This window comes from Streptomyces spororaveus (assembly GCF_016755875.1).
GTDB lineage: Bacteria > Actinomycetota > Actinomycetes > Streptomycetales > Streptomycetaceae > Streptomyces > Streptomyces spororaveus.
Genome location: NZ_BNED01000005.1, coordinates 7,581,554 through 7,602,010 on the forward strand (window position 1 = coordinate 7,581,554; position 20,457 = coordinate 7,602,010).

Annotated in this window: 16 protein-coding genes; 11 read left to right on the forward strand and 5 right to left on the reverse strand. The window is 74.4% G+C overall.

What is annotated here, in order from left to right:
- Positions 1–24 precede the first annotated feature (24 nt).
- Positions 25–417, reverse strand: coding sequence for a TOBE domain-containing protein (locus Sspor_RS36645; RefSeq protein WP_189748212.1), 393 nt, complete (start codon positions 415–417; stop codon positions 25–27).
- Between the two features lie 160 nt (positions 418–577).
- Here Sspor_RS36645 and Sspor_RS36650 point away from each other — a divergent pair, with 160 nt between their 5' ends.
- The 4 genes from Sspor_RS36650 to Sspor_RS36665 all read left to right on the forward strand — a co-directional run bounded on the left by Sspor_RS36650 (position 578) and on the right by Sspor_RS36665 (position 5,843).
- Complete coding sequence (locus Sspor_RS36650; RefSeq protein ID WP_202202950.1) at positions 578–1,483, forward strand: oxygenase MpaB family protein; 906 nt, start codon at positions 578–580, stop codon at positions 1,481–1,483.
- Positions 1,484–1,509: 26 nt separating this feature from the next.
- On the forward strand, positions 1,510–3,621 hold the full coding sequence (locus Sspor_RS36655; protein WP_202202951.1) for a serine/threonine-protein kinase: 2,112 nt from the start codon (positions 1,510–1,512) through the stop codon (positions 3,619–3,621).
- Positions 3,618–5,189, forward strand: coding sequence for a phytoene desaturase family protein (locus Sspor_RS36660; protein WP_202202952.1), 1,572 nt, complete (start codon positions 3,618–3,620; stop codon positions 5,187–5,189). The genes Sspor_RS36655 and Sspor_RS36660 overlap by 4 nt, the downstream gene beginning before the upstream one ends.
- A 246-nt stretch (positions 5,190–5,435) precedes the next feature.
- Positions 5,436–5,843: a PPOX class F420-dependent oxidoreductase gene (locus Sspor_RS36665; protein ID WP_202202953.1), complete on the forward strand. Its 408-nt coding sequence runs from the start codon at positions 5,436–5,438 to the stop codon at positions 5,841–5,843.
- Positions 5,844–5,908: 65 nt separating this feature from the next.
- On the opposite strand, the gene Sspor_RS36670 is transcribed toward Sspor_RS36665, so the two are convergent.
- Together Sspor_RS36670 and Sspor_RS36675 are read right to left on the reverse strand one after the other, a co-directional pair.
- Positions 5,909–6,358 (reverse strand): nitroreductase family deazaflavin-dependent oxidoreductase, encoded by a 450-nt coding sequence (locus Sspor_RS36670; protein WP_202202954.1) that lies wholly within the window; start codon positions 6,356–6,358, stop codon positions 5,909–5,911.
- 43 nt (positions 6,359–6,401) lie between these two features.
- The gene (locus tag Sspor_RS36675; protein ID WP_202202955.1) at positions 6,402–7,607 is read right to left on the reverse strand and encodes an FAD-dependent monooxygenase; all 1,206 of its coding nucleotides are present in this window, start codon (positions 7,605–7,607) and stop codon (positions 6,402–6,404) included.
- A 96-nt stretch (positions 7,608–7,703) separates the two neighbouring features.
- Between Sspor_RS36675 and Sspor_RS41210 the strand changes: the two genes are divergently transcribed.
- The 4 genes from Sspor_RS41210 (at position 7,704) to Sspor_RS36695 (ending at position 11,300) form a co-directional block, all read left to right on the forward strand.
- Positions 7,704–8,390 carry a TetR/AcrR family transcriptional regulator gene (locus Sspor_RS41210; protein ID WP_272934859.1) on the forward strand — a complete coding sequence of 229 codons (687 nt, stop codon included), beginning with the start codon at positions 7,704–7,706 and terminating at the stop codon, positions 8,388–8,390.
- A 215-nt stretch (positions 8,391–8,605) separates the two neighbouring features.
- Positions 8,606–10,021, forward strand: a complete 1,416-nt coding sequence (locus Sspor_RS36685) for an alpha/beta hydrolase family protein (RefSeq protein ID WP_202202956.1) — start codon at positions 8,606–8,608, stop codon at positions 10,019–10,021.
- 160 nt (positions 10,022–10,181) lie between these two features.
- Positions 10,182–10,739: a hypothetical protein gene (locus tag Sspor_RS36690; RefSeq protein WP_237404190.1), complete on the forward strand. Its 558-nt coding sequence runs from the start codon at positions 10,182–10,184 to the stop codon at positions 10,737–10,739.
- 186 nt (positions 10,740–10,925) lie between these two features.
- Positions 10,926–11,300 (forward strand): VOC family protein, encoded by a 375-nt coding sequence (locus Sspor_RS36695; RefSeq protein WP_202202957.1) that lies wholly within the window; start codon positions 10,926–10,928, stop codon positions 11,298–11,300.
- A gap of 22 nt (positions 11,301–11,322) precedes the next feature.
- On the opposite strand, the gene Sspor_RS36700 is transcribed toward Sspor_RS36695, so the two are convergent.
- Positions 11,323–13,242 (reverse strand): serine hydrolase domain-containing protein, encoded by a 1,920-nt coding sequence (locus tag Sspor_RS36700; RefSeq protein ID WP_202202958.1) that lies wholly within the window; start codon positions 13,240–13,242, stop codon positions 11,323–11,325.
- A 342-nt stretch (positions 13,243–13,584) separates the two neighbouring features.
- Here Sspor_RS36700 and Sspor_RS36705 point away from each other — a divergent pair, with 342 nt between their 5' ends.
- From Sspor_RS36705 to Sspor_RS36715, 3 genes are all read left to right on the forward strand, one after another.
- Positions 13,585–14,700: a nitronate monooxygenase gene (locus tag Sspor_RS36705; protein WP_202202959.1), complete on the forward strand. Its 1,116-nt coding sequence runs from the start codon at positions 13,585–13,587 to the stop codon at positions 14,698–14,700.
- Between the two features lie 5 nt (positions 14,701–14,705).
- Positions 14,706–16,289 carry an acyl-CoA synthetase gene (locus Sspor_RS36710; RefSeq protein WP_202202960.1) on the forward strand — a complete coding sequence of 528 codons (1,584 nt, stop codon included), beginning with the start codon at positions 14,706–14,708 and terminating at the stop codon, positions 16,287–16,289.
- A 371-nt stretch (positions 16,290–16,660) separates the two neighbouring features.
- Entirely contained in the window at positions 16,661–17,770 is a 1,110-nt protein-coding gene (locus Sspor_RS36715; RefSeq protein ID WP_202202961.1) for a calcium:cation antiporter, read from the forward strand.
- A gap of 86 nt (positions 17,771–17,856) precedes the next feature.
- Here the strand turns inward: Sspor_RS36715 and Sspor_RS36720 are convergent, their stop codons facing one another.
- Positions 17,857–20,325 (reverse strand): penicillin acylase family protein, encoded by a 2,469-nt coding sequence (locus Sspor_RS36720; protein ID WP_202202962.1) that lies wholly within the window; start codon positions 20,323–20,325, stop codon positions 17,857–17,859.
- Positions 20,326–20,457: the final 132 nt, after the last annotated feature.

The following is a 20,457-nucleotide window of genomic DNA, read 5'->3' on the forward strand; positions in this document are numbered from 1 at the left end:
ACGCCGGGGCCGGGGCCCGATCGGTCAGTCGAGGTCGATGTGGACGCTGGTGGACTTCACGCGGGCGACCGCCTGCACACCGACCGCGAGCCCGAGCTCCTCGACGGCCTCACGGGTCAGCAGGGAGACCACGCGGTGCGGTCCGGCCTGGATCTCGACCTGGGCGGCGACCTCGCCCAGCGTCACCGCCGTCACGATCCCGGGCAGCGCGTTGCGCGCCGAGGTGGCGGACTCGCCGTCACCCTCGGCCGCCTCCTGGGCGAGCGCCACGCAGAAGGCGGCCAGGTGCACGCCCTCGACCATCCGCTTGTTGCCCTCCCGCAGGGTGGGGAAGCGGCCCGCGTCCGCCCAGCGGCGGGCGGTGTCGGTACTGACGCGGAGGAGTTGGGCGGCCTCGCCGATCGTGTAGAGCTGCACCCCGCAACTCTATGCCGCCTGCGCCCCCGGGGGGTGTCCGGCGGATCACGGCCGGGCTCGGCCCGCCCGGCGCACCGACCCCGATCCGCCGACGGCCGCCGGCCGCCGCCCCGGATCGGTAGGCTGGAGACGCCGGGCGCCTGCGACGGGGAGGTACGGGATGGGGACCACCGCGACCGGATCGCGTCCCGGCGCCGACCCGGGGCTGTACGGCCCGTCGTCCGTCACCTGGCAGTGCCACGGCGACCCGATGATGTGGATCGCCGGGCTCCGCGCGCTCTACCTCCAGGCCCTCCATCCGCGCGCCGTCCGCGGAGTCATGGAGAACTCCGACTTCCGGCGGGACGCCTGGGGACGGCTGCTGCGCACCGCCGACTTCGTCGGCACCCTCACCTACGGCACCACCGAGGCCGCCGAGCGTGCCGGTCTGCGGGTCCGTACGATCCACCGCAGTCTGTCCGCGACCGATCCGGACACCGGCGAACGCTTCCCCGTCGACGACCCCGAGCTGCTGCTGTGGATCCACTGCGCGCAGATCGACAGCTTCCTGCACGTACTGCGCCGCTCCGGCGTCCCCCTCACCCCCGCCCAGGCCGACCGCTACGTCGACGAGAACCGCGTCAATGCCCGACTCGTCGGACTCGACCCGGCCGGGGTCCCCGCCGACACCGCCGGGCTCGCCGCTTACTTCGACCGGATCCGCCCCGGACTCGCCGCCGGCCCCGACGCCCTCGCCGTGGACGACTTCCTGCGCGGCCCGCCCGTCCCTGCCCCTTTCGTGCGTGGCCGAAACCTGCTGTGGCCGCCCGTCGCCGGTCTGGCGTACGGTTCCCTCCCGGGCTGGGCGCACCGGCTGTACGGGCGGCCCGCACCGGCACCACGCAGCGTCACCCGGCGCCTGCGCCTCACCGGGCACGTACTGCGCTGCATTCCCGCAGGTCTACGCTGGCAACTGCCTCCAGGTCACATCTTGAAAGCGATGCGCCGCATGGGCCCCGGGAGCCGCCCCTCGCCGTACACACTGCGTACATCAGCGGCCATACTGGACCGGCCGGGGAGGGCGTAGCACGAAATCGGGGGCGGCTTTAAGACATGGCGGAGTCCAGACTGATCCAGGGCCGTTACCGGTCGCTCGATCTGATCGGGCGCGGCGGCATGGGCGAGGTATGGCGCGCCCGGGACGAATCGCTGGGCCGACAGGTCGCCGTGAAGTGCCTCAAGCCGATCGGCGCCGAGCAGGACGCCCACTTCACCCAGGTGCTCCGCGAGCGGTTCCGGCGCGAGGCGCGCGTGGCCGCGTCCCTCCAGCACCGCGGGGTGACCGTCGTCCACGACTTCGGCGACGACAGCGCCGCTGGCGGCCCCCTGTACCTCGTCATGGAGCTCCTCGAAGGCCGCAACCTCAGCCAGCTCCTGGAGGACAACGACGCGCGCCCGCTCCCCGTGGACGTGGTCGTCGACATCGCCGAGCAGATGGCCGCCGCCCTCGGCTACACCCACGACCAGGGCGTCGTCCACCGCGACCTGAAGCCCGCCAACATCATGCGGCTCACCGACGGCACCGTGAAGATCTGCGACTTCGGCATCGCCCGCCTCGCCCACGACATCGGCTTCACGGCCAAGCTCACCGGCGGCGGCATGGCCATGGGCACCCCGCACTACATGTCGCCCGAACAGATCGCGGGCGGCGAGGTCGACCACCGCAGCGACCTCTACTCCTTCGGCTGCGTCCTGTACGAGATCGCCACCGGCGCCCCGCCCTTCGACCTCGGCGACTCCTGGTCGGTGCTGGTCGGCCACCGCGACAACGCCCCCGTGCCGCTGCGCGAGCACCGCCCCGAGCTGCCCGGCTACTTCGACGAGGTGGTCCTGGACCTGCTCGCCAAGCGCCCCGAGGACCGGCCGGGCGACGCCCGCCACGTGCACCGCCGGCTCGTCGAGGCACGGCTCGGACCGGGCGGCCTGCCCGGCGCCCAGGCCCCGCTCCCGGCCTGGGCCCGCGGCATGACCGCCGGACGCAAGGCCGGGATCGACGCCCGGCCCGCGAGCGGCGAGTGGGCCGTGCTCACCGGAGCCTGGACGGCCGCGCGCCCCGGCGGCCGACAGCCGGTGCCGCGCCCGCGCGACGAGTACCCCCCGGTCCACCCCGGCACCACCACCATCATCCGTCCCGCGCCCGACGAGGACCCGCGGCTCACCGCCGCGTACGGATTCCCGCGCCCCGCCGGCCCGCGGGGCAGCGGTCCCGACGCGCTCGCCGCCGGACACGCGCGCGCGTACGCCCTCAGCCGCACGGGCCGGCCCGAGGAGGCGCTCGCCGGGTACACCGCCGTGGCCGAGGGGCGCACGCGGGTGCTCGGCGCGGACCACGCCGACACCCTCGCGGCGCGCCAGGAGACGGCGTACGAACTGGGCCGGCTCGGGCGCCACCGGGAGGCCTACGACGTCTACCGCGCCGTACTCGCCGCCCGCGAGCGGACCATGGGCCCGCTCCACCCCGACACCCTGCGCTGCCGGCACAACCTGGCCTGCGCGCTGGGCGCGCTGGGCCGGTTCGCGGAGGCCCACACGACCGCCGCCCAGGTCGCCGCCGACCGGGCGGCCGTCCTGGGGGCCGAGCACGCGGACACCCTGCTCACCCGCTACGAGGCGGCGTACGCCCTCGGCCGCCTGGAGCGCTGGCAGGAGGCCCTGGTCGCCTTCCACGAGGTCGCCCTCGTACGCGAACGGGTGCTGGGCCGCGACCACCCCGACACCCTGGCCGCCCGCTACGAGGTCGGCATCGCGCTCGGCCGCACCGGCAACAGCGCCCAGGCCCTCGACCTGTTCCGGGCCCTGGTCCGCGACCGCACCCGCGCCTACGGGGTCACCGACCCCGAGACGCTCCGCGCCCGGCACGTCCTCGGGGTCAACCTGGGCCGTCTGGAACGCTGGGCGGAAGCGGTGGCCGAGGCCCGCCAGGTCGGCGCCCTGCGCGCCGAGGTGCTCGGGCCCGAGCATCCGGACACCCTGGTCAGCCGCCGGGAACTGGCCGGAGGGCTCGGCCGGCTGGGCCGGTGGGACGAGGCCCTGCCCATCTACCGGGACCTCTCCGGAATCCGCGAACGGTCCCTCGGCGACGAACATCCCGACACGGTCCTGGCCCACGCCGACGAGGCCCACTGTCTGGAGCGGCTCGGCCAGGTGTGCTACCAAGAGCCATGACGACCTTCGGGCGGGACGTGTACGACGATGTGATCGTGGGCGGTGGGCACAACGGCCTGGTGGCCGCCGCGTACCTGGCCAGGGCGGGCCGCTCCGTGCTGGTTCTGGAGCGGCTCGGGAACACGGGCGGGGCGGCGATCTCCAGCCGCCCCTTCGTCGGGGTCGACGCGAGACTCTCGCGCTACTCGTACCTGGTCTCCCTGCTCCCGGCGAAGATCGTGCGCGACCTGGACCTGCGGTTCGCGGTACGCCGCCGGACGATCTCCTCGTACACGCCCACCGAGCGCGGCGGGCGGCCCGGCGGACTGCTCGTCGGCGGCGGCGAGCAGCGCACCCGCGAGTCCTTCGCGCGGCTGACCGGTTCGGACCGGGAGTACGAGAGCTGGCGCTCCTTCTACGGGACCACCGGGCGGGTCGCCGAGAAGGTCTTCCCCACCCTGACGCAGCCGCTGCCGACACGGGCGGAGCTGCGGGCCCGGATCGACGACGAGGCCGCCTGGCGGATGCTCTTCGAGGAGCCCCTCGGGCAGGCCGTGGAGCGGAACTTCGCCGACGACCTGGTCCGCGGGGTGGTCCTCACGGACGGGCTGATCGGCACCTTCGCGGACGCCCACGACCCGTCCCTCGCGCAGAACCGCTGCTTCCTCTACCACGTCATCGGCGGCGGGACCGGCGACTGGGACGTGCCCGTCGGCGGCATGGGCGCGCTGACGGACGCGCTCGCGGCGGCGGCCAGGGCGGCCGGTGCCGAGATCGCGACCGGCCACGAGGTGCTGCGGATCGACACGGACGGGGTCGCCCCGGCCGAGGTGGTCTTCCGCACGGCGTCCGGGGAGGGCCGCGTCGTCGGCCGCACGGTGCTGGTGAACGCCTCGCCGAAGGCGCTGGCCGAACTCCTCGGCGAGACCCCGCCCCCAGGGGGCGCGGCCGCGGCCCCCGAGGGCGCCCAGCTCAAGGTCAACATGCTGCTGCGCCGGCTGCCCCGGCTCCGGGACACCTCGGTGGACCCGCGCGAGGCCTTCGGCGGCACCTTCCACATCGCCGAGGGCTACGCCGAGCTCGCCCGGGCCCACGCGGAGGCCGCCTCCGGCGAACTGCCCTCCGTACCGCCCTCGGAGATCTACTGCCACTCGCTCACCGACCCGACGATCCTCGGCCCGGACCTGGTGGAGCAGGGCTACCAGACGCTCACCCTCTTCGGTCTGCACACCCCGGCCCGGCTGTTCGAGAAGGACAACCAGCAGGCCCGCGAGGTACTCCTGACGGCCACCCTCGCCCAGCTCGACGCGCACCTGGCCGAACCGCTCACCGACTGCCTCGCCTTCGACGCGGACGGCCGCCCGTGCATCGAGGCGAAGACCCCGCTGGACCTGGAACGCGAACTGCGGCTGCCGGGCGGCCACATCTTCCACCGGGACCTGTCCTGGCCCTACGCCGAACAGGGCGGCCGCTGGGGCGTGGAGACCGCCCACCGCAACGTCCTGCTGTGCGGGGCGGGCGCGGTCCGCGGCGGCGGCGTCAGCGGGGTCCCCGGACACAACGCGGCGATGGCGGTCCTCGGGCACTAGTCGGGCCTGCGGGACCGGGACTCGGCCGGACGGGTGGATCGTCGGCACTCCCTCCGCCCGCCGGGCCGGGCGCTCCGGCCCGGCCACGAACCGGGATCCGGGGCCCGCGGCGCCGCGGCGCGCGGTGCGGCACGGGGGCGGAGGAACTTGCCCGGGGCGGCAGCGTTTTGCAGGCTGTCCGTTGCCGGTCCCCTCCGAGGCCAGTCGGCCCGGGGACGGCAGCCAGCCGAGGGAAGGAACCGCCCCGTGTCCGCCGCACTCTCCGACGACCTGAAGAAACTCATCGACGACAGCCCGGTCTTCGCGACCGTGGCCACGATCCAGCCGGACGGCAGCCCGCAGCTGTCGATCACGTGGCTCACCCGTGACGGCGACGACCTGCTGGTCTCCACGACGGTCGGCCGCCGCAAGGAGAAGAACCTGCGCGCGGACCCGCGGATCACGGTCATGATCAACCCGTCGAACGCGCCCTACTCCTACGCCGAGGTCCGCGGCACCGCCGAACTGACCACGGAGGGCGGGTACGAGCTGATCGACGCGCTGTCGCGCAAGTACACGGGCAAGGACTACGCGGACTTCAACCCGGCGTCGAAGGACGACGCCGAGCGCGTCGTCGTCCGCGTCACGCCGCGCAAGGTCGTCGGCTCGATCTGACGCCCGCCGGACGGGCCGGCGGGAGGAAGACCTCCCGCCGGCCGCCGGACGGCCGTCCGCCGCGGTCAGCCGGCGGGTTCGATGACGACGATCGGGATCTCGCGGTCCGTCTTGGCCTGGTACTCGTCGTACGCGGGCCAGTGCCCGACCATCACCGGCCAGTACGCGGCGCGCTCCTCGGGGGTGGCGGTCCGGGCGGTGCCCTCCATGATCTTCGGGCCGACCTGGATGCGGACCGCGGGGTGTTCGGCGAGGTTCCGGTACCAGAGCGGGTGCGCGGGATCGCCGCCCTTGGAGGCGACGACCAGGTAGCCGCCGTCGGCCTCGCCGTAGATGAGCGGGGTCCGTACGGGCTTGCCGGAGACCCTGCCCAGGGTGGTGAGCAGCAGGGTCTGGGTGCCGTTCCAGTACTGGCCCTCGGAGCCGCCCGAGCCCACGTACAGCGTGACGTGGTCCCGCTGCCAGGTTCCCTCCTTGGGGTCGGTCGGGTGGTCCCAGTCGATGTCGGTCGTCATATGACCCCGCCTGCCTTCGCGTCGGAACAGTCAGCGAACCCGGTCAACGAGTACGGGTGCCCACGGGCACGGTGTCCGTCCCGTCCGGGAGCGTGAATCCGTCGAACAGCGCAGCCATCGCCCGGCCCGCGGCCCCGGCCGGGGTGGCGCGGACGGCGAGGTCGCGGACGGCCACGGCGAGCGGGTGGGTGACGGCGGCGACCCGGCCCGCCCGGCGGGCGCGGACACGGATGGCGTCGGTACGCGCGCAGCGGGCCGCGCTGTAGGCGGCGAGGGCGGCCGGGACGTCCCCGGTGCCGGCGCCGGCCAGCAGATGACCGAGGACCGCGGCGTCCTCGACGGCCTGGCAGCCGCCCTGGCCCAGGTTGGGCGTCATGGCGTGGGCGGCGTCGCCGAGCCAGGCCAGGCGTCCGCGGTGGAAGCGGGGGAGCGGGGCGGCCAGGTCGTACAGGTCGTGCTGGAGCACGGCCGCCGGGTCGATCCGCTCCAGCAGGGCCGGGATCGGGTCGTGCCAGGTGCCGTAGCGGCGCAGGAGTTCGGTACGGACGTCGGCGGGACGGTAGCCCGCGGGGACGACGGCGGTGGCGTAGAGGTAGATCCGGCCGTCGGCCAGCGGGACCACACCGAAGCGCTCGCCGCGGCCCCAGGTCTCGGCGGTGGCCGTCGCGGTGCCGCTCGCGGCGGCGGGCAGGACCGTGCGCCAGGCGGTCTCTCCGCTGTGGTGGAGTCCGGGGTGGTCCGGGAAGTACTGGCGGCGCAGCGGGCTGTGGATTCCGTCGGCGGCGATGACGAGATCGGCGCCGTCGAGGTCGCCGGCGTCGGTGCGGACCACCGGGGAGCCGTCGGCGTCGTCGACCGAGGTGACGGCGACTCCGTAGCGGATCGCCGTGGCGGGGAGGGCCGCGGCCAGGGCGTCGGCGAGGGCGGAGCGGTGCAGGGCGAGTGGCGGGCCGCCGAAGCGGGCGGCCAGCGCGGCGGTGTCGGCGCGGCTGAGCCAGCGGCCGTCCGGGCGGCGCAGGCCCATCGCGGCGGGGACCGTACGGCCCGCCGCGCGGGTGATGTCGAAGCCGATGGTGTCGAAGGCACGCAGGGCGTTGGGGGCGAGCACGATCCCGGCGCCGACGGCGGTGGGCCCGGCCGCCCGCTCGCACACGGTGACCCGCCAGCCGTGGCGGTGCAGGGCCACGGCCGCCGTGAGCCCGCCGATCCCCGCGCCTGCCACGACCGCGTGACGCTGAACTGCCGACATGACGAATCCCCGCTTCCTCGTGCGTCGTTCTCCTTCGCCGGAGCCTCTACAGATGTAGAGCCCGATGGCTTCACTCTACAGCTGTAGAGTGAGGGGATGTCCACCCCTCGTATGCGTCCGCCCGCGGCGGACCGCAGAACCCTGATCGCCGACACCGCGATCGACCTCGTCGCCGCCGCCGGGCTCCGGGGCCTGACCCACCGCGCGGTCGACGGTGCGGCGGGGCTGCCGGCCGGGAGCACCTCGTACTACTTCCGTACGAGGACGGCGCTGATCGCGGCCTGCTACCAGCGGCTGGCCGAGCTGGACCTCGGCGACCTCGGCGACGTGGGTGACCTCGCCGGCCTCGGCGATGCCGGTCGCCCCGGAGCCGGTGGCCCCGATGCCGGTGGCGCGGCCGAGGGCCCGCCCGTGTCCCCGGCGGCGGACCGGGACACGGCCGCGGCCGCGCTGGCCGGGCTGCTGCACCGCTGGCTCACGGCGGGCCGCGCGCGCCAGCTGGCCCGCTTCGAACTCAGCCTCGAAGCGGCGCGCAACCCCGACCTGGAGGCGGACTTCCACCGGGCGGGCCAGGGAGCACGGGCCCGCGCCTCCGGCATCCTCGCCGCCCTCGGGGCCCGGCGGCCCGAAGAGGCCGCCGAACTGCTGGTCGCCTGGACGGACGGGCTCCTCTACGACCGGCTGGCCGGCGCCCTCGCCCGCTCCCGCCCGGCCCCGGACCTCGCCGAACTGACCTCCGTCACCCGGCGGATGCTCGACGCGGTCCTCGCCCACCCGGCCTGACTCCCACGGCACCCCGCCGTCCCGGAATCCGGGCCCCGCTTCCCCCGGACGGCGCAAGACCGGCGGCGTCCGGAAGGCCGCGCCGCCCGGCCGGGGCCCGGCCCCCGCCACCTGCCGGTTCGGGTGACGGCCCGGGCCGGGGCGGGTACCGCGCGCGGACCACGCGGGAGGGGACGGGAGGCCGGCGCGCCGGGCCGGCGCTACGTTCCGGAAGCATGAACCGCATACCTGGTGACCAGCACTCCGGCCCCACCCGCCGCGCCCTGCTCACCGTCGGAGCGGGTGCGGCCCTCGCCGCGGGGTGTGCGCGCGGCGGTGCCTCCGGCTCTCCGGCGGCGGCGTCCAGCGGCACCGCCCCGCCGACCGCCACCCCCACCGCGGCCGCCGGCGGTCTCACCCCGGGCGTGATGACGCTGTTCCAGGACCCGGCGTACAACTTCAACGGGCTCCTCGCCCTCGGCGGCTCGGGCGCCGGCGCCGCCGAGGTCGGCGAGGTCCTCACCGCCGTGAACAAGATCAACGCCGCCGGTCTGAGCGCCCAGACGTACGTGGAGACCTTCCGCACCCTCGGCGACCAGCTGCTGAAGGCGCCTCCCGGCGCCCCGGCCGACGGCCAGAGCAAACGCTTCTGGGCGCTGCGCGCCGCCCAGTACTACGGCCAGGCGCTCTTCTTCGTCCTCGGATCGGACGACCCCGGCAGCGAGGAACAGCTCTACAAGGCGGGCCGCGGGGCCTGGGACACCTTCTGCGACCTGTGCGAGCCCGCCCCGGTGAAGGCCAACGTGCCCTATGCCGGCACGCCACTGCCGGTCTGGTTCTTCCGCCCCGACACCTCCGGCACCCCGCGCCCGACGGTGATCCTCACGAACGGGAGCGACGGCCAGAACGTGGACATGTGGACCTACGGGGTCCCTGCCGCGCTGGACCGGGGCTGGAACGCACTCGTCTACGACGGCCCGGGCCAGGGGCAGCTGCTCTTCGTGGACCGGGTGGTGTTCACCCCCACCTGGGAGAAGGTCGTCACGCCCCTGGTCGACTGGCTGTCGGCCCGCCCCGACGTGGACCCCGGCAAGATCGCCCTGACCGGTCTGAGCATGGCGGGGGACCTCGCCCCGAGGGCGGCGGCCTTCGAGACCCGGATCGCCGCACTGGTCGCCATGCCGGGCTGCGTGGAGCCGTGGCTGGGCTTCCCGCCCGAGATCCGGAAGATCCTCACCCCCGACAAGCAGGAGACGAACGCCATCTGGAACAAGGAGGTCGTACCCGAACTGCCCCCGGACGCGGCCGACGTGATGAAGAAGCGCTTCGAGCCGTTCTCCGTCCCCGCCATGCTCGAAGCGCGGCAGGGCAAGCTGTTCACCGACTTCTACACCCCCGCCACCCGGATCCAGGCCCTGTCCATCACCGACGTCGTCGGCCGGATCAAGGCCCCCACCCTGGTGCTGGACTACGAGGGCGAGCAGTTCTACCCGGGCCAGCCGCGCCGCATGTACGACGCCCTCACCTCGCCCAAGGACTACCTGAAACTGACGGCGGCCGAGGGCGCGCAGTTGCACTGTTCCCCGATGGCCCCGCAGCTGCACTGCGAGGTCGTCTTCGACTGGCTCCAGAAGACGCTCCTGGGCGGCTGAGGGACGGCCGACGCCGACGCACGCGCAAGTGCGGGCCCGGGCCCGGGCCGCCCGGGACGGCGCAAACCCCTGGCCGGAGCCGCTCCGACCTCGCATGATGGGGAGGCCGTCGCCGTCCGGCGGCGTCGACGCCGAACCTCCGGAGCGGAGCAGCACCTTCATGGCGACCGTCGCGGTGACCGGCCACGTGAACCTCACCGGGGCGAGCCTTCCGCCGGTCGCGGAGGCGCTGCGCGCGCTGCTCGCCCGCTACCCGGCCGCGGAACTCACCGGCATGTCCTGCCTGGCCCCCGGCGCGGACACGGTTTTCGGGGATGCCGTACTCGCCCTGGGCGGGCGGCTGGTGGCGGTCCTGCCCTCGGGTGACTACCGGGCGCGCATGCGGGAGGGCCCGCACGCAGCCGCCTTCGACCGCCTCCTGCGGGCCGCCGCCGAGGTCGAGGTCATGCCGTACCGAAGGGCCGGTACGGACGCCTACGCCGCCGCCAACCGACTCCTGCTCGGCCGGGCCGAGCTCCTCGTCGCGGTCTGGGACGGAGGAGCCGGCGGCAGGCAGGGCGGGACGGGCGACGCGGTGGCCGCGGCCCGTGCGCGGGGGATCCCGGTGGAGGTCGTCTGGCCGGCCGGTGCGGCGCGGGAGCACCCGGCACGGCCCGCCCGGGGCGAGCGGCGCGGCGGTTCCGCCGGTGCCCCGCGCCGCCGGCCAGACACGGCCTAGGCCGGGTCCGCAAAGTAGCGCCGGCCGCCCGAAGGGCGGGCCACGCGGCGTCTGGCGCCGTGCATCGCAAGGCGGAGGGCCGTCCGTGTACTGGCCGTACTCGGACGTGCCCGACAACGCAGCGAGGTGCGGTGCCAGGCGTCGCGTGGCAGGCGGGACTTTGCGGACACGGCCTAGGATCCGGTCATGATCGCTGAACTGCAATGCGTGGTCCTGGACTGCCCCGAGCCGCAGGCGCTCGCAGAGTTCTACCGGTCCCTGCTGGGCGGGAACGTCAACCAGCCGGACCGGCGCTGGTCGCTCGACGAGAGCTGGGCGACGCTCCACACCCCGTCGGGACCGGTCCTCGCCTTCCAGCAGGCCCCGGACCACGTGCCGCCGCGCTGGCCCGACCCCACCCGGCCGCAGCAGTTCCACCTGGACCTCGGTGTCCCGGACCTGGACCGGGCGCAGGAGGAGGTGCTCGCGGCCGGCGGGACCCTGCTCGACGGTTCGGACGGGCGTGGCTGGCGGGTCTACGCGGACCCGGCGGGACATCCCTTCTGCCTCGTCCGGCACTGAGCCGCGGCGGCGGCCGGAGCCGTCAGTCCGCCGACCGGGTCCAGCCGACGGCCTCGACGTGGTCGGCGTCGGCGGGGCGGTCCTCCGCGAAGAGCAGACGACCCGGTTCCGCCACCCGTACGACGTCCACGTACGCCCCGCGCCCCACGTAGCGGCCGGTCGCGGTGTGGCGGAAGCGCAGCCGTACCTCGCGTCCCGCCCACGCGGCCGTGAGGGGGGCTTCGAGACGGTGCCAGACGCGGCCCGACCAGCCGCTCACGGAGCCCCGCGGCCACTGCTCGGGCGTACCGCCGGTGGACCGCAGCGTGCTGAAGGGCAGCGGCTCCCAGTGCTCCCCGTCGGGGGAGGCCTCCAGGTGCAGGGCGCCCTCGCCCGGCACCGTGTCCCACCACACGGCGCAGCGCAGCCGGGCGGCGGCCGTGACCGGGCCGAGCGGCGGCAGTGTGAGGGTGCCCGAGGCGCCGGGCCGGATGCCGGAGAACCAGGCCGCCCCGCCGTGCCGGGTGCGTACCGGGACGGCGCGGGCGAAGCGGTTGCCGACCGCGACCCGTGGCGCGCTCCCGGCCCGCCAGGTCCGTACGGGGTGCACGGAGTTGCCGAGCAGGATCAGGAACGAGTCGGTGGAGGGGTCCAGGACCAGGGAGGTACCGGTGAAGCCGGTGTGCCCGGCGGAGTGCGGGGTGGCCATGGCGCCCATGTACCAGTGCTGGTAGAGCTCGAAGCCGAGGCCGTGGTCATCGCCCGGGAAGGCCGTGTTGTAGTCGGTGAAGAGCAGTTCGACGGAGGCGGGGCGCAGGATGCGCCTGCCCGCGTAGACCCCGCCGTCGAGGAGGGCGCGGGCGAGGACGGCCAGGTCCCAGGCGGTGCCGAAGACCCCGGCGTGGCCCGCGACGCCGCCGAGTGCGTACGCGTTCTCGTCGTGGACCTCGCCCCACACCAGCCCGCGGTCCAGGCCGGACCAGGGCGGGCGCTGCACCTCGGTGGCGGCGATGACCCGGCGCCAGGAGAGCGGTGGGCTGTACCGAGTGCGGTGCATTCCGAGCGGAGCGGTGATCTCGTCGTGGAGCAGGACGTCCAGAGTGCGACCGGTGATCCGTTCCAGGAGCAGTTGCAGCGCGATGAGATTGAGGTCGGAGTAGCGGTAGACGGTCCCAGGGGTCTCCTGCGGCCTGACCGACCACAGCAGCCTCAGCCGCCCCTCCCGCGTGGACTCCTGGTAGAAGGGCGCCCAGGAGCGCAATCCCGAGGTGTGCGTGAGCAGCTGACGGACCGTGACGATCTCCTTGCCGCCACCGGTGAACTCCGGCAGGTACCGGCACACCGGAGCCTCCAGCTCCAGGCGCCCGCGTTCCATCTGCTGCACCGCCAGGATGGAGGTGAACAGCTTGGTCAGCGAGGCCAGGTCGAACACGGTGTCCTCGGCCATCGCGATCCGCTCGGCCGCCGGGAACTCCCGGACCCGGTCGGTCCGCCCGTCGTACTCCGCGTACCGGACCGCGTACCCCATGGCCCGGTGCAGGGCGACGGTCCGGCCGCGGCCGGCGAGGACCACCGCCCCCGCGTAGTAGGGGTGTTCGGGGGAGGGGCCCAGAAAGCGCCGGGCCTCGTCCGCCACCCCCTCCAGATGCTTCTCCAGCAACCCGGCCTGGCGGGCGGAGCCGTACCGCAGTCGCAGGCCCTGGAGCGCGCGCCGCTCGGCCGGGCTGCCCGCGGCGCCGGCGGATCCCGCGGAGCCGGGGAGCGCGGCATGCAGGACGAGCACCCCGCCCAGCGCGAGCAGCCGCGCCCCGATCCGCCGCCGCGTCGGCGCGCCACCGGCTGCCCCGGGCCCGCCGCCCGTCCTCCCGGGCGCGCCCGTTGCGGCCGGTGCGCCCGCTGCGGCCGGTGCGGGCCGCGCCGCCTCTCCGCTCGCCCCGCCGAAAGCCCCCGTGCGTCCTGTCATGTCCGCCCTCCTGTCGGCTGTCCACATGCGGCGCCGTCTCCCGGGCCTGCGCCCCGGACCCCGCGCCCCGAACGCCGACGGGGCTGGACCGCCCCGCCGACCGCCTGCGGCGTCACCGCCCAGGACGCCGCCCGGGGTCCGGGCCCCGGAACCGTCGAGCGCGATGCGGGCGAACGGGCCCCGGACACCCCGGATCCGCCGAGCGCGCCGCAGGCGATCCGCACGGTAGTGGGTATCTGCCCGCCCACCGGGCACCCTCCGCACCGACCGGCCCGTAAAGAATCTGACACTGCATCAGAAAATCTCTTCCCTCGACCGCCGGGCTGCGGCATCCTGCCGCCCATGGAGACGGAGCTGAGCAAAAAACTGGGAGTCGAGCACGCCATCTTCGGCTTCACGCCCTTCCCGGCGGTCGCCGCCGCCATCACCCGCGCGGGCGGTTTCGGGGTACTCGGCGCGGTCCGCTACACGGCCCCCGACGACCTCAGGCGGGACCTCGACTGGATGCAGGCACACACCGACGGCAAGCCCTACGGCCTCGACGTCGTCATGCCCGCCAAGAAGGCCGTCGACGGCATCGGCGAGGCCGACATCGAGGCGATGATCCCGGCCGCGCACCGCGCCTTCGTCCGTGACACCCTCGCCAAGCACCACGTGCCCGAGCTCGCCGAGGGCGAGGCCTCCGGCTGGCGGATCACCGGCTGGATGGAACAGGTCGCGCGGAACCAGCTCGACGTCGCCTTCGGGTACCCCATCAAACTCCTGGCGAACGCCCTCGGTTCCCCGCCCGCCGACGTCATCGCGCGCGCCCATGACCACGGCGTCCTCGTCGCCGCCCTCGCCGGCAGCGCCAAGCACGCCCGCCGCCACGCCGAGGCCGGCATCGACATCGTCGTCGCCCAGGGCTACGAGGCCGGCGGCCACACCGGCGACATCGCCACCATGGTCCTGGTACCCGACATCGTCGAGGCCGTCGCCCCCCTCCCGGTCCTCGCCGCCGGCGGCATCGGCAGCGGCGAGCAGATCGCCGCCGGCCTCGCCCTCGGCGCCCAGGGCGCCTGGCTCGGCTCCCTCTGGCTCACCACCACCGAGGCCGACCTCCACTCGCGCGCCCTCACCGAGAAGCTGCTCGCCGCCGGCTCCGGCGACACCGTCCGGTCCCGCGCGCTCACCGGCAAGCCCGCCCGCCAGCTGCGCACCGAATGGACCGATGCCTGGGACGACCCGGCGGGCCCGGGCGCCCTCCCCATGCCGCTCCAGGGCCTGCTCGTCGCCGAGGCCGTCTCCCGGATCCAGGAGTACGAGATCCAGCCGCTGCTCGGCACACCCGTCGGCCAGATCGTCGGCCGGATGACCGAGGAGCGCAGCGTCCAGGCCGTCTTCGACGACCTCACCAGCGGGTTCGAGAGGGCGATCGACCGCATCAACCGCATCGCCGGCCGAGTCCGAGAGGCGTGACCGACATGACCGCCACGACGTCCACGACCCCCGCCGCCGACCGGCAGCCGCCCAACGGCTTCTGGGCCCAGGCCGCAGCCGACCCCGGGCGCACCGTCCTGGTGACCCCCGAGGGCGAGGAATGGAGCGCGGGCCGGCTGCACGCCGACGTCAACCGCCTCGTCCACGGCCTGCGCGCCGCCGGCCTGGAGAAGGGCGACGTCTTCGCCGTCGTCCTCCCCAACGGCGTCGAGTTCCTCACCGCCTATCTGGCCGCCTCCCAGGCCGGCTTCTACCTCGTCCCCGTCAACCACCACCTCGTCGGCCCCGAGATCGCCTGGATCGTCTCCGACTCCGGGGCCAAGGTCCTCATCGCGCACGAGCGCTTCGCCGAGGCCGCCAGGGCCGCCGCCGACGAGGCCGCCCTGCCCGCGAGCCACCGCTACGCCGTCGGACCGGTCGAGGGCTTCACGCCGTACGCGCAGCTCCTCGACGGGCAGCCGGCGAGCCCGCCCGAGGGCCGCACGCTGGGCTGGGTGATGAACTACACCTCCGGCACCACCGGCCGCCCGCGCGGCATCCGCCGCCCGCTGCCCGGCAAGCTCCCGGAGGAGACGTACCTGGGCGGCTTCCTCGGCATCTTCGGCATCCGGCCCTTCGACGGCAACGTCCACCTGGTCTGCTCGCCGCTCTACCACACCGCCGTCCTCCAATTCGCGGGCGCCGCCCTGCACATCGGGCACCCGCTCGTCCTGATGGACAAGTGGACGCCGCAGGAGATGCTCCGGCTGATCGACGGTCACGCCTGCACGCACACCCACATGGTGCCGACCCAGTTCCACCGCCTCCTGGCCCTGCCGCAGGAGACGAAGGACGCGTACGACGTCTCCTCGATGCGGCACGCCATCCACGGCGCCGCGCCCTGCCCCGACCACGTGAAACGGGCGATGATCGACTGGTGGGGACGCTGCGTGGAGGAGTACTACGCGGCCAGCGAGGGCGGCGGCGCCTTCGCGACCGCCGAGGACTGGCTGAAGAGGCCGGGAACCGTCGGCAAGGCTTGGCCGATCAGCGAACTCGCCATCTTCGACGACGACGGCAACCGGCTGCCGGCCGGGGAACTGGGCACCGTCTACCTCAAGATGAACACGGGCGGCTTCAGCTACCACAAGGACGAGGGCAAGACGAGGAAGAACCGGATCGGCGACTTCTTCACCGTCGGCGATCTGGGGCTCATGGACGAGGAGGGCTACCTCTTCCTCCGCGACCGCAAGATCGACATGATCATCTCGGGCGGGGTCAACATCTACCCCGCCGAGATCGAATCCGCCCTGCTCACCCATCCGGCCGTCGCGGACGCCGCCGCCTTCGGGATCCCGCACGCCGACTGGGGCGAGCAGGTCAAGGCGGTCGTCGAACCGGCCGAGGGCTTCGTGGCGGGCGACGCCCTGGCCGCGGAGATCCTGCACCACTGCGAGCGGCAGCTGGCCGGCTACAAGCGCCCCAAGACGGTCGACTTCATCGAGACGATGCCCCGCGACCCGAACGGCAAGCTCTACAAGCGGCGGCTGCGCGACCCGTACTGGGAGGGCCATGACCGGCCGCTGTGACGCGGGGCGCCGGGTCGCCCCCGGGAGCAGGCTCACCACTGAGTGAAGTCGTACACCGCCGCGCAGTAGGGGTCCTCGTCCGCGGACAGGCCGTCCGGCGCCCCCGGCTCCCGGAGGCGGCGACACGTGGCGCAGCAGTGCCCGGAGCAGCACGCGGTGCAGGTCCGTCAGGTCCTCGTCGCTCCAGAGCGAGGGCGGGCTCGCCGGGGCCGGGGTCATGCCCCCAGGCTCCGGCTCGTCGCCGCCCCGTCCGCGGAACCGCGGAACCGCGGAACCGCCACGCCGCGGAATGCCGTGAGAAATGCCACGTCACGGCCCCGGAGGCGCGCCTTGCGCCGCACTGTGCGGACATTTCTGGCAACTTGGCCGATATGAGTACGGCTACCCGTAGATCCCCCCTGACCGACTGGACCTTCGTGGTCCCCGTGGTGGCGCTGGTCGCGCTCGTCTTCAGCTGGGGGCGGGACCTGCCAGGCTTCGCGGTAGGGCTCGTCGCGCTCTGCCTCGCGGGCGCGGTGCTGGCGGCCGTCCACCATGCCGAGGTCGTCGCCCACCGGGTCGGCGAACCCTTCGGCTCGCTGGTCCTCGCCGTCGCGGTCACCGTCATCGAAGTCGCCCTCATCGTCACCCTGATGGCCGACGGCGGGGACAAGACCGCCTCGCTGGCCCGGGACACGGTGTTCGCCGCCGTCATGATCACCTGCAACGGGATCGTCGGCCTGTCCCTGCTCGTCGGCGCCCTGCGCAACCGGATCGCCGTCTTCAACCCGGAGGGCTCCGGCGCGGCCCTCGCCACCGTCGCGACGCTCGCCACCCTCAGCCTGGTCCTGCCGACCTTCACCACCAGCAAGCCCGGCCCGGAGTTCTCCGCCGCGCAGCTCACCTTCGCCGCCGTCGCCTCGCTCGCCCTGTACGGGCTCTTCGTCGCCGTCCAGACGGTGCGTCACCGCAGCTACTTCCTGCCCGTGGACACCGGGCGGGGGACCGGCGACGCCGACGCCGACGGACTCGCGGAGCCGCCCACCGCCCGCGCCGCCCTCGTCAGCCTCGGCCTGCTGCTGATCGCGCTCATCGCGGTGGTGGGCGACGCCAAGGCCGTCTCCCCGACCATCGAGCGGGCCGTTGCCGCGGCGGGCCTGCCCCAGGCGGTCGTCGGTGTGATCATCGCCCTGCTCGTCCTGGCGCCCGAGACCCTCGCCGCCGTCCGCGCTGCCCGGCGCGACCGCGTGCAGACCAGCCTCAACCTCGCCTACGGATCCGCCATCGCCAGCATCGGCCTGACCATCCCGGCGATCGCCCTCGCCTCGGTCTGGCTGTCCGGCCCGCTCCTGCTCGGCCTCGGCCCCATCCACATGGTGCTGCTCGCCCTGACCGTCGTGGTCAGCGCCCTCACCATCGTCCCGGGCCGGGCCACCCTGCTCCAGGGCGGCGTGCACATCGTGCTGCTGGCCGCGTACCTCTTCCTGGCCGTCAGCCCCTGAGGGCCGCGGCGGGGGCCGGGGCCGCCGCGCGAGGCTGCGTCCCCGGCCCCCGCCTCCGGCCCCCGGCACCCGCCCCCGGCCCCCGGTCACCGCCGTTCGCGGGCCAGGACCACCTTCAGCTTCGGCGACGTGAGGATGTCCCGCTCGCAGAACCGCGCCGTGACCCAGCGCTCCTCGGAGTACAGCCGGGTCTGGTCGGCGTAGTACGGCGAACCCGGGTTCGAGGACTGGCTGTACGTCAGCAGGGTGCGCGCCACCGGACAGCGGCCGCCGTCCCAGCCGACCGCCTGGATGTGACTGGACCCCTGCGTGACCTCCGGGTAGCCGCCGGCCGCCGCGTTCCACGGGGCCTCGGTCTTGTTCCAGACGCCGAGTGCCTCCGTGCCGCCCCCCACCGGCAGCTTGCGGCCGCCCCGGACCACGAACTGGTGCTCGCCCAGCGGGGCGTCCAGCGCGATCCCGGCCGCCCTCAGCTCCGCCACCGTGTCCGCCAGCGCCCGCCCGATGCCGGGCGCCGCCTGATCGAGCGTACGGGGGGTATGTACGGGATCGGCCGCCGAGAACGGCACCAGCCACAGGTCCTTGGCCGGCGTCGAGGCCGTCAGCCTGCGCCAGAACCGGTCGAAGAGCAGCGCGCCGCGGCTGGCGCTGTCGGTCGTACGGTCCCAGCCCGCCAGCACCCCGCAGGCCGCCGAGACGTCCACCGCACTGCCGTCGCCCGCCGTCGCCGTACCGCCCGGCAGGGCGGCGCATGCCTTCGCGGCGTCCGCGGCCGCCAGATCACCGGCCGGTACCCGGTTCGCGAACTGCTGCTTCTGCAGGTCGGCCACCGTCAGCCGGCCCTTCGCGGCCATCGCGGACACGTCCTCGACGGCGCCGCGCGTGCGCAGCGAGCGCGCGGTGGCGACAGTGCCCCAGACCCGCTCGTAGCCGGTCAGCGGCCGGTCGGCGTTGGCCAGCCAGGCGCTGTCGTTGGAGTTCTCGGCGTACGGGGCGTCCCGCAGCGTCGGCGCCTTCCCCGGGCCGAAGACACCCGGCTGCACCGCGTCAGGGTCGGAGCCGATCGCGCAGTCACCGCGTGAACCGTCCAGTACCGCCAACCCCGAGGCCGGGTAGGTGGCCCGCCCCAGCGGGGTGGAGCAGCGCGCCGCCAGCTCGTCGGTGATCCGGGGAAGCACCTGGGTCTGGGTGAAGAGGGTGCCGCCCGCGGAGTCGGCGGCCACCGTGTTGACCCAGGGCAGCCCCTGGGTGCGCTTCAGCGCGTCCTGGATCCCGGCCACCGAGCGGGCCTTGCCCATCGCGAGGGCGGTGTCGGAGCCGCGCAGGTTCGCCGCGTTCGGGTCGTTCAGCGCGTACGCGGTCTGCGCGGTCCACGGCAGGGGCAGGCCCGGGCCGAGGGCCGAGACCACCGGTCCGTAGCGGGTCCACCACTGGGTGCGGGTGACCGGGGCGCCGCCCGCCACCGGGACGGTGACGGTCCGCCGGGTCATCCTCTCCGGCGTGCCGTCGACGAGGTAGGCGGTGGGGTCGGCCGGATCCAGAGCCAGCTGGTGGAGGCTGACGGGGGTGCCGGTGGCGACCGTGTGGCTCCAGGCCACCTTCTCGTTGAAGCCGATGCTGACCACGGCGGTGCCGAGCAGGGACGCGCCCGAGACGTTCAGCTCGCCCGGGATGGTCTGCTGGAACTGCCAGAAGCGGCGTCCGCCGTGCCACGGGTAGTGCGGGTTCCCGAGGAGCAGGCCGCGGCCGTTCGCCGTGGTGGAGCCGGCGAAGGCCACGGCGTTGGAGCCCATGTCGTAGCGGCCGGTGTCGAAGAACTCCCGCGCGGCCTCTGCGGCGGCCACCGGATCGGTCGCCGGATCCTGTGCCGGACCGCCCGCCCGCGGGAGCCCGGTGGGGCCGGCCGCCGAGCCCGCGGCGACCGGGGGCTGCGCGGCCGTGATGCCGTCGATGCCACGGCCCTGGCCGCCGAGGACGGACACCGCGAAGGCGCGGGCGGCCACATCGGCCGTGGTGACCGGGCGGACCCACCCGGCGCCCTTGCACGCCGGATCGGTGACCTCGTTCCGGGCCAGCCAGGCGTTGTACCCGGCGGCCCAGCCACGGGTCAGTTCCTTGAGGTCCTCGGTCGGGCCGGCCGGGGCGGGCGTCGCCAGCAGCCGCTCCACCGTGCCGGACTCCCTCACGCCCTTGAAGTAGAGGTCGCTGGAGAGGTTCCTCGTGGCCGAGGAGAGCGAGAAGTCGGGGGCCGCGTCGGCGCCGAACCAGCGCGAACGCTCACCCGCCACGGTCACGAACCCGTCCGCGAGGACACAGACCTGGTCGGCGGCCTGCGCCCAGCCGGTGCCGAAGCCGAGCTGCGCGTAGTCACGGGCGAGTATGTGCGGGATGCCGTTCTCGGTGTACCGGATGACGGCGGACAGGCCGCCGCGGGCGACCGTCCGGTCGTCGGGCGCCGCGGACGCCGACGCCTGGGGTACCGCGGCCGTCGCGGCGAGCAGAGCGGCGCCGACGAGGGCGGCGCGGCGGAGTATCGGACGAGTACTGAGGTGCAACAGTCCTCCCAAGTTGCCTGTGGGTGGGCGTGGTTACCCGCTGGACAGGCGGTACGTCCGTGCCCCCACACTCAGTCAGCTCGTCCGGCGATCTGTCAACATGCCGTTCGGCGTACGGTTGTTGACCTTGGG

Bases quoted from the DNA above. Each gene is read 5' to 3' on its own strand.
- Sspor_RS36650 (WP_202202950.1), top strand. From the start codon at position 578: ATGGGGACCACCGCGACCGGATCGCGTCCCGGCGCCGACCCGGGGCTG.
- Sspor_RS36655 (WP_202202951.1), top strand. From the start codon at position 1,510: ATGGCGGAGTCCAGACTGATCCAGGGCCGTTACCGGTCGCTCGATCTG.
- Sspor_RS36660 (WP_202202952.1), top strand. From the start codon at position 3,618: ATGACGACCTTCGGGCGGGACGTGTACGACGATGTGATCGTGGGCGGT.
- Sspor_RS36670 (WP_202202954.1), bottom strand. From the start codon at position 6,358: ATGACGACCGACATCGACTGGGACCACCCGACCGACCCCAAGGAGGGA.
- Sspor_RS36675 (WP_202202955.1), bottom strand. From the start codon at position 7,607: ATGTCGGCAGTTCAGCGTCACGCGGTCGTGGCAGGCGCGGGGATCGGC.
- Sspor_RS41210 (WP_272934859.1), top strand. From the start codon at position 7,704: ATGTCCACCCCTCGTATGCGTCCGCCCGCGGCGGACCGCAGAACCCTG.
- Sspor_RS36685 (WP_202202956.1), top strand. From the start codon at position 8,606: ATGAACCGCATACCTGGTGACCAGCACTCCGGCCCCACCCGCCGCGCC.
- Sspor_RS36690 (WP_237404190.1), top strand. From the start codon at position 10,182: ATGGCGACCGTCGCGGTGACCGGCCACGTGAACCTCACCGGGGCGAGC.
- Sspor_RS36695 (WP_202202957.1), top strand. From the start codon at position 10,926: ATGATCGCTGAACTGCAATGCGTGGTCCTGGACTGCCCCGAGCCGCAG.
- Sspor_RS36700 (WP_202202958.1), bottom strand. From the start codon at position 13,242: ATGACAGGACGCACGGGGGCTTTCGGCGGGGCGAGCGGAGAGGCGGCG.
- Sspor_RS36705 (WP_202202959.1), top strand. From the start codon at position 13,585: ATGGAGACGGAGCTGAGCAAAAAACTGGGAGTCGAGCACGCCATCTTC.
- Sspor_RS36710 (WP_202202960.1), top strand. From the start codon at position 14,706: ATGACCGCCACGACGTCCACGACCCCCGCCGCCGACCGGCAGCCGCCC.
- Sspor_RS36715 (WP_202202961.1), top strand. From the start codon at position 16,661: ATGAGTACGGCTACCCGTAGATCCCCCCTGACCGACTGGACCTTCGTG.